The sequence below is a fragment of the Oscillibacter sp. genome, from assembly GCF_031978065.1.
In the GTDB taxonomy this organism is placed as follows: Bacteria; Bacillota; Clostridia; order Oscillospirales; family Oscillospiraceae; genus Oscillibacter.
Genome location: NZ_DALZCH010000127.1, coordinates 1 through 8,461 on the forward strand (window position 1 = coordinate 1; position 8,461 = coordinate 8,461).

12 protein-coding genes are annotated in these 8,461 nt (G+C 54.1%); all 12 read right to left on the reverse strand.

What is annotated here, in order from left to right; genetic code table 11:
* Positions 1–295 precede the first annotated feature (295 nt).
* Entirely contained in the window at positions 296–568 is a 273-nt protein-coding gene (locus RTK01_RS14590) for a hypothetical protein (protein WP_312281670.1), read from the reverse strand.
* Positions 569–1,174, reverse strand: coding sequence for a hypothetical protein (locus RTK01_RS14595; protein ID WP_312281671.1), 606 nt, complete (start codon positions 1,172–1,174; stop codon positions 569–571). It abuts the gene before it with no gap.
* On the reverse strand, positions 1,174–2,058 hold the full coding sequence (locus RTK01_RS14600) for a putative phage tail protein (RefSeq protein ID WP_312281672.1): 885 nt from the start codon (positions 2,056–2,058) through the stop codon (positions 1,174–1,176). The genes RTK01_RS14595 and RTK01_RS14600 overlap by 1 nt, the downstream gene beginning before the upstream one ends.
* Entirely contained in the window at positions 2,058–3,158 is a 1,101-nt protein-coding gene (locus RTK01_RS14605) for a baseplate J/gp47 family protein (protein WP_312281673.1), read from the reverse strand. The genes RTK01_RS14600 and RTK01_RS14605 overlap by 1 nt, the downstream gene beginning before the upstream one ends.
* The gene (locus RTK01_RS14610; RefSeq protein WP_312281674.1) at positions 3,155–3,553 is read right to left on the reverse strand and encodes a DUF2634 domain-containing protein; all 399 of its coding nucleotides are present in this window, start codon (positions 3,551–3,553) and stop codon (positions 3,155–3,157) included. Before RTK01_RS14610 ends, RTK01_RS14605 begins: the two co-directional genes overlap by 4 nt.
* 2 nt (positions 3,554–3,555) lie before the next feature.
* Positions 3,556–3,978 (reverse strand): DUF2577 family protein, encoded by a 423-nt coding sequence (locus RTK01_RS14615; RefSeq protein WP_312281675.1) that lies wholly within the window; start codon positions 3,976–3,978, stop codon positions 3,556–3,558.
* Between the two features lie 4 nt (positions 3,979–3,982).
* Entirely contained in the window at positions 3,983–4,963 is a 981-nt protein-coding gene (locus RTK01_RS14620) for a hypothetical protein (protein ID WP_312281676.1), read from the reverse strand.
* Positions 4,960–5,685, reverse strand: a complete 726-nt coding sequence (locus RTK01_RS14625) for a hypothetical protein (protein ID WP_312281677.1) — start codon at positions 5,683–5,685, stop codon at positions 4,960–4,962. Before RTK01_RS14625 ends, RTK01_RS14620 begins: the two co-directional genes overlap by 4 nt.
* A gap of 12 nt (positions 5,686–5,697) precedes the next feature.
* Complete coding sequence (locus tag RTK01_RS14630; protein WP_312281678.1) at positions 5,698–7,602, reverse strand: hypothetical protein; 1,905 nt, start codon at positions 7,600–7,602, stop codon at positions 5,698–5,700.
* A 4-nt stretch (positions 7,603–7,606) separates the two neighbouring features.
* Positions 7,607–7,750 (reverse strand): hypothetical protein, encoded by a 144-nt coding sequence (locus tag RTK01_RS14635; RefSeq protein WP_312281679.1) that lies wholly within the window; start codon positions 7,748–7,750, stop codon positions 7,607–7,609.
* Between the two features lie 11 nt (positions 7,751–7,761).
* The gene (locus tag RTK01_RS14640) at positions 7,762–8,169 is read right to left on the reverse strand and encodes a phage tail assembly chaperone (protein WP_312281680.1); all 408 of its coding nucleotides are present in this window, start codon (positions 8,167–8,169) and stop codon (positions 7,762–7,764) included.
* Between the two features lie 14 nt (positions 8,170–8,183).
* Positions 8,184–8,461 (reverse strand): phage tail tube protein (locus RTK01_RS14645; protein WP_312281681.1); only part of this gene is annotated, 278 nt, incomplete at its 5' end.

Here is an 8,461-nt window from a genome sequence, read left to right on the forward strand (position 1 = left end):
ACACCTAAACGGTTGCCCATCCGACCCGACCACCAGTACCCACTTTGGCGTGACGCCCAGTGAGATTGTCCGCGTTGCCTGCCCGTTTCCGGTGTACGTCCCGTACCCGATTTTGCCGCCCTGCGGATGCCCTGCCAAGATACACTCACCCATTGCAAGCACCTCCCGCAGAGCGTCCGCAACAGGCAGACAAAACTAATTGTGTGTGTGTGTGTGTGTGTGTGTGTGTGTGTGTGTGTGTGTGTGTGTGTGCGGACTTGTGTTTTCTTGTCATGGACTGTTCCTCCCCTAAACTTTAAAATGCTACATTGCCTTTGACGCAGCGCAACTCATTGGTTCCGTTAAAGCTGTACACCAGCGGGCAGTTTTCACTTGGATTTGGAGCGGGGATATAACCGCCGCGACTAATCCAAACAATACTATTAACCGGCACTTCAACGCTCTGTCCCTGTGTTAAGCTCGTTGCTGTGGCCTCCGTAAATCGGACACCCAGCGAGCCACCGCTACTGTTTGTAATTTTGCACTTTGTAGCACTGCCGCCCCTGCGGGATACCAATGCCTCTCCCATCTACCGCACCACCTTAAATTGCAATGGTAGCGCCACGGCGGGCGCTTCCGTGCACCAGACTTGCACACCGCCGTCGTAGGTAACGGCCCGCAGCACCTTGCCCCACGCCTCCGCATACAGCTTGTTGGCGGCGTTGTCGCTCCCCGTCAGAATGTCCGCAATTGGATTATCCGTTGCCAGCATCCCCGTTACCGTGGCGTTTTGATAAAAGTAATCACCGGATGCGATCCAGCCCAACGGAACCCAGCCGGATAGGGTGACGGTGTTTGCCTTCCCGTTCCACGCCGCCCGCTCCATCGCCGTTAGGTGTGCTGTGGTGTTGCCCGCGTGGGCATTCAGGCTAGCCTGTACCGCCGCCGCGCTTCCGGAGGGGTCTGCGCCCACCTGCGCCGCCGTGTGCGTATGGTTTGCCGCCGCAAGTCCCGTGAAAGCATTATTAAGCGTGTTCACACCCGTCTGCGCGTCATTTACCTGCTTTGCAAGATAATTGAACCCGTGCCGTACATCAAGGCCAACTTCCGTACCGTTCGGGCTGACAATCTGATTTGTCTGCCAGCTGGTAGGCAAGTCCGCCGGAAGATTCGATGCGATTGGTTTGTCCGCCATTAGGCCGTTCCCTCCTTTACCGGGATTCTATGCGTGATATTAACCGGGTCACTGACCGGGATATAAACAGGCGCCTTTTCCAAAACACCCCCCGCAGCGTTCAGCAGTTCTATTTGCGTGATGATAGCCGCCTGATCTGCTGCCACCGCATAGGAGATGGTCGCCGTGTCCCCAGATGCTTCTTTTGCTAGAAAATTAGTAATTTCAATGCTGCCGTTGATTCGTGCCTTTGCTACATCTGACGCTGTATACGATGCTACGCCGTTCAGCAGTGCGGTTTTTATGGTACTCTGGTCTGCCGTGACAATCACCCCCAAATCCTCTTGACTGGTAAACGGGAGCTGCCCAAGCCCCCAATATGCAAGCCGATAGTTGTAAACCGCCTTGCTTAAGCTGACCGTTTCGCTGATGCGCAGTGCAGCCGAGAGCAACGGACGGGACGTGTAGACAATGTGACAGGGCTTAATCGTGTTGATCGTCGCCAGCACTTCTCCCGCCCACGCCTGATTTTCTGCCGCCGCTTCCACATAGAGCGTGTAGTTTCCGTAGTCGACCGTGACAGCCCACTTTCCCTTACCGATCAGCAGATCAAGACGGTTATAGAGATACGGCAGAGTGAACGGCGGGTTATAGGACAGCCGGTTGATAATCCTTGCCCGCCGGAAGTCCTGCGTTTCTATTTGCGCATTCGGAATGATATGGAGCAGGTTTTCCCAGTCAGAAATAGTTCCCTCGTCCGCTGTGGAAACATAGAAGTTCTGGTGCACCGCATCAATCAGGGCGGCAAGGATCTCAAATTGTCCTGTCTCTGTCTGTATCAAATATTGGTAATCTTTGATCTGCCGGAACCAGTCCGGCAAATATTGAATCAAATTCGCGTCCATCAATTCAGCATCACCGTCCCCAGTACCGGGAGCTGCTGCTCCGCCCCGGTCTCCGTGAGCTGCAAATCAGCGTCCAGATTGTTGAGAAGCAAGCCTGTCACATTGACCACGCCTGTAACAGAAAGAATCGCCGTCATGACTCTGGCCCGGTAGATTACAGAGGCATAGTCCGTTGCTCCGGCGGTGATGGGTACCGCCCACGAATCACGCACTGTCTTGATATACAGACTGATTGCAGTCTGGATAGGCTCCGTCAGCTGTTCCAGCGTATAGCCGTTTGCCACGGTGACCGTTGCCAAAACATTTATAGATATCACCGTCGGCGCAGTAACGGTTACCTGCGCCCCGATTGGAGCGAGGCCATAGCCCTGCCCCGAATTCTGCGTCGGGTCGACGGCGGTTTGCACAGTATCTATTAGCTCACCACTGGCAGGCATACCATCCGAACCGACAATAGAAAGCTTTACCGTTCCTCCGCCATCCCATGTCGGATAGATCTGTACGCCACCAACGCCGTCAATCGCCCCCACTGATTCCCGGTAGCTTGCAATATTTCCGCCGAACGGATTGCTGTTCAGGTGGTCAATGCAGCGGGAACGAAGAGAATCGTCACTTTCCTCATTCTCTCCGGGGATCAGGATATCTGTGACCTGTGCCACGGTCAGTCCGTCCACATAGGTAATCGCCGCGAGGTCGCCGGTGTAGTTATTTCCGACACTTCCGGGCATCTCGCAGGCGAGCTGATACTCCGGGGAGACAGCCGTTACAACCAAGCTGACGGCGCTGGCTTCGTTTGTTGAAAATCTCGCTCCAAGCGGAACAGATACGTTGAATACGCCCAGTCTCACCGCCGCCGTCGCGCTTTTGCGGGAAATCCCCATGTCGGCGGCGCAGGCGTCCAAATCGGAGCCAACCGCCGTTTGGACATGTGCTCCCGCCTGCATCTGTTCCAGATTTATGTACGCATCCTCCAGCGCGTATCCGGCAGGGCCAAGCGCCGTATTGATTAGCGATTCCTCCCGCTTGTCCACATCGCCGGGGACATTCCCAAGCATCGTTTTGAGCAGATTCTCAAAGTTTTTGTCAGAAAAATCAATCACGCCGTCACCTCCGTTCTAAGGTCTCCGAAAATGGTTTTCACAGTAAAGGCCGCAACCATGCTTCCCGGCTCCGGCGCAGTAAATGTGAAGTCGGCCACGTCCGTAATTCGGTCATCCTGCAAGAGAGCGTCCCGGATTTGGTTTGTCAGCCGCACCCGCGCTGTTTCAAAGCTGTATCCCTCGGCATCTATCTCGTGCCCGGAATCGGGCGTATATATCTGCCACCGGAACCGACGGATATTCAGCGCAATCTGAACTGCCTGCGCCATGGCCTTTAGTTCATCCGTAAATCCAGATATTCGCCATGTGTTCTGGTCGACGTGCCAGGTTCTTGTCGGGTAGCTTTCAAAGGTGACTTCCATCCCCAATGTGGCTCCCGTTGGAAGAGTTGCCATGGTCAGCCCCCCTCAAAAATTCTGGATAAGATAATATACCGCTGCCCACCGGATACGCGGAGCATCAAGACCCGATCTCCAACCGCAAGCCCCCGGTTCAGCGTGACATATCCGGGTTCATTCGTGAGCGCTTTTCCAGCTTCGTAGCACTGCGTATCTACAAGTGCATCCTCAATTGAAGCTTCAAGCGTATTCCATCCGGGATATGACTTGGAAATGGAATGTCTGTGCCGCAGCGTGGTGATCTTTTTTTCCACAACCGCAGCCGTTAGAAGCAGCGCCTGCGCCGGAATGGGGTCACTCACGTTTTCCTCTGTGATTTGCAGCGGTGAAACTTTTGAAACCGTCCCAATTGACAGATCAGTGAGATCAGACGCTTTCACGACCCCCTGCGTAATAGACTGGATTACCTCAATCAATTCCAAAATATCAATCTCCGTTCAGCGCTCTGGTTTCTAATTTCATCGTGTGCTTGCCTTCCTCGAACGTGTGCTCCACGGATTCCAGCATCACATATTTGGAAAGCGAGATGTCACCCATATCCTTGATCTTAATAAAAATCATCTGCCCCGCCCGAAGGCCGGGGATGCCCATCGATTCAACAGAGAGCGTCCGCAACACCCGGTTGTAATAGGCAAGCATGGTCTGCGACATGGACTTGATCTGCGCGTCGGTGAGATTTTCGTCCACCTGATCGTAATACTGTAAGAAGCCCCACTTCTTGATGGTGGCACTGTCCCGAACCTCGTACGCATCACCGTGTCCGGTCTTCTCATTCGGCCGCACCAGCTTGACCGCGTTGTATGTATCGCTGTCAATGTCGGTTTTATAGGTGTAGTCCGTCGCAAGAGAACCGTCCCCGATGGTCACACTAGAACGCCACTGTGCGGATTCTTTCAGCGCCAGCGCTCCACCGTCATCGTAGAATACAAACACTTTTCCAGTGTTCAATGTGACCTGCTGCAAGGCGTTCTGAATGATATCCAGACAGCCCTTGCCGCTCCCGAAGTCCAGATATGGGATGGTGTACCCGGTGCTTGCCAGAGCGCCCACGTTGAGCTGGAAATCATTTGCGATACGTCGGATAATCCCCTCTGCCGTCACACCCGAAAAACGGTATGACTGCTTTGCCAGCAGGTAGCGCGTCTGGTCGTACGCCGTGATAGATATATTCCCCCAGCGGTCTTTTTCTTTGATGAACACATAACCGTAAAACAGTAGTTGCCCATCCACAGAAAAACGCACAGGGTCCCCTTCGAAGAACGCTAAGTCCCCGCCTTTCAGAAGGTCGATTGTCAAGGATGCCGGGGAGCCTGTCCGCTTTGTGGAAAGCGTTACGGTTTTTGTCAGCGTGGCGCACTCGTAGATTCTCCCGCTGTTGCGGTTTTCAATAAGCAAGGAATACGTCATTGCACCTTCACCGCATCCTTTTTGCACCAGCCAAGCAAGCCGCCAGCAGTTGTGCGAAGCAAAACCGGATAGGCCCCGGAGGTCAATATCCGCGACACAACCGCAGTACGTCCGCTTCCGTTTCCGTGCGGGTTGGCCCCGGCGCTGGTGTAGTAGTAGGCCCCTGTCACCGTGACCTTTGCGCCGACCACCAGCTTACTCGCGGGTACTGCACGCGCGGTCTGTGTAACCGCAACTGCCGAGGAAGATGTCTTTTGCTCCAGCGTCACGGAACCGGGGATATAGTCCCGGTACTCCGTAAGCGCAATGGAATAGTAGAAATCCCCCGTCTCCGCGCCCTTTTCCGTGGGAGTGAAATCACCCACCACCACAGAGAAGGAGTCCGAGTGAAACGGCGTGCCGTCCTCGTATCGTCGGTCAATCGTCAGCGTACAGACTGTCCCGAGGGACTTGCAGCGGTTCAGAAACTTGATGTAGAATTCCGGGGCTCTAAAATCTCCCGATGTCAGAACATACGGGGAATTATAGCTTCCGGGAAGCAGCCCGTCATCCCACGAGATATTAGCAAGGACGGGTTTCCTCGGTTGAACAATTTCGCCCTGCGCCAGCACATTGTAGGTCTCGTTGTTCTGGGTGTATGAAATCGAAAGCTCCTGCGGGTTGACGGGGAATCGTATTGTCACGTTCTCCGCCGTCAGATAGATTCCGTACTGGTTTTGCATGGTTTACCCCCCCTACGTGGTCAGGCTGGTGTGGGACGCCGCCTGCCGCGCCAGAATGTCCGCAATGGCGTTCGCGACGTCGTATCCGGCAGACTTATCCGCGTTGCCCTGCATCATTACTTTGATCTGCGGTGCAAGGGTGACGCTGGAATTGCGCTCGTATTTTCGGATTGCCACGTCTTCGAGGTACTTCAAATCCTCGTCGGAAAGGTTTTTGCTGATTGCGGAAGTATTCTTGTCGATGTTCTTGAGTGCCGCCGCCGTGGTGTGGTCGAGAGAAAAGTTGGTGAACTTGTCTGCGAAAGAGCCAAATTTATCGCCCCACGCGTTAGCAGTCGTGCCATAGTCTTTGTATGACATAGGGTCTACGTACTGAGTCCAGCCGGAATCAGCCTTAATTTGGTCGCGCTTATTCGTAGCAGCGTTATATAGCGCATCGATCCCGGAAGTCAGATTTACGGAAACGCCCGGAATTTTGTTGATCAAGTCCTCAATGCCCTGTGCCATTTTCTGAATGTGTCCAAGCACGGTAATCGCCATATCTAGAAACAAAATCTTGACGGACGCAACCGGGTCTTTAAACACGTTCCCAACAAAATTCGCAGCAGAGGCAAACATGTTGTATCCCATCGCCACCAAGTTATAGACAAATGCGTAGAGCGTTCCAGCCGCTTGACCAATTCCAGTAAAAATGTCCTGCGCTGTAAATCCAGCCTTTTGCAATCCGACAATCGCCGCTGAAACCAAGCCGATAGTGAGTAGCAAAGGAAGATTTGCAATTGCAGTAGCGGCGGCAGCGGCTAACATATTCTTTGCATAGACCAGCGCCAACACTCCCGCCACTTCCATCACCGTCGTAAAGTTATTTCCGACCCACTCACCCAGCGCCGTGATCTTATCAAGAACCACCCCGACAACCTGCCCAAGCAAGCTCATAGCCGTTTGAAGACCCCTCGCCATGCGCTGTCCCGCGGGGCTTGACATGAATTTGTTAAACCGATCCATCGCGGGCTGCATTGCTTTCAGCATGGAAACAAAGCCTCTTGCCAAAGTATCCCGAAGACCGTTGGTCATTGTGCTCCACGACTTCTGAATGCCGTTCGGCGCACGTTCTATGGTATCCGCAAGGAACCGCATGATTCTGCGGGCGGTGAATAGGAGCGCCCCCATTCGCATCAGCTTATTCCCCAATGCGTCGTGAGCCTGCCGTGCTTTGGCAGAGGCAATGGCGTTTTTAATCAGCCCTTGGGTATGCTGCGCCAATCGGCCTATAATGCCTTGGTGCGCCGCTGAGGAAGCACGCGCCGCGACAGCCTCTTCTCGCTGTGCAGCAGCGGTTTCCTTTACCAGCCAAGCCGTCAGCTTTTCCGCCTCGGCAAAGGCCTTTTTATCCTCCGCGGCCTGACGCGCCGCTGCTTTTTCTGCTGCAGCAGCAGCCGCCGCTTGCTGCCTCGCCTGCATTTCCTGATACGCACCCCGGGCAATGGTGTTTGCTGTAATCAACCCCTGCCGTGCCAAATCACTCAGGCTGTCCCTTGCCAGCAGTATTGCGGATTCCTCCTCTGCCGCCGTGGATGTCCAAACAAGCCCCACACGCTTCATCTGCCGCTCCAGCGATGCAAGATTCTGCTCTGCCTGCGTGGATGTAAACGACTGCGCCAATGCGTCCTGCGCGGAGGCGAGACGGTCAATCAGGTTCTGCGTCGCACCGGAGATTTCAACCGTGGAATTAACCGTGCTTTCTGCCGCGGCCACCATTGCTGCGCTGGTGGTTCCCGCCATGCTGGTATTCGCCGCGGTTACCTGCCGCTCCGCCGATCTGGTCATCTTAGCGGATGCACTCATTTTGGTTGCATACCGATTCAGCGTATTGGAAAATCGGTCTACCAGTGTTAATTGGTCTCTGATTTCTGCCATTTACTCACCCCTTTTTCGCGTCCCTGGCCTCTTTTTGCGCCATGGCAAGGATCAATGTCTTTTCTCTCTCCGGGATATCCAATACCGTATGGGGCAGGACACCGTGACGCACGCACAGGTAATACGCCACTGCGGTGTCACGGTCCATCCCACCCTCAATTAGTTTTTTGCCTGTTCCTCGATATCGTCGTCGAATCCGGACAACTCGGCGATTGCATCGGAAAGCCTGCCGTACTCCCCCGCCAGAAGCATCCTTCCGGGCACTTCCATCGGGTCCATAGTTCCGTAAGCACTGCACAGCTCCGTCGAATTAAAATCCGGCGTCACGGTTCCCGCAATCAGCATTTTTACGGAAAAAGCGTTCGCATTAAACTCGGAGGAGATGTTTCCAGCGCGATTCCTGGTCTTGCGTGTGCAGCTTTCGCGGATTTTCTGATTTTCCTCTTCAGACAAAGCCCGGATCACAAACGGGACAGGCTTTCCGTCCTGTTGAAACCGATTGGAAATGATGATTTCTTTTGTTTCCTGCGCCTGTACGGGATGCAGGAATGCTTCCAAACTACTCATGTGCCATCCTCCTATCAGCCGCCCAGATTGACGGGGGCATTAAAATTACTTAACGGCTCGAAGCTGGATGCCGTGAAGCTGATTTCCTCTTCCAGATAGTCCGCCGATTCATCCAGCAGAGAGAGCGGGATTTTGCTCAGTACCACGCCATAGTAGGCCACCGTCTGCGTACCGACCGACGTTGACGCGTCTTCGTTCGTCACCTGAAGCGTCAGTTCCGGCAGTTTCCCGGACGCCTGATACTGGTGCGCAATCGCAATGAAATCCGGGGTTCCGTAATAGATAGTAAAAG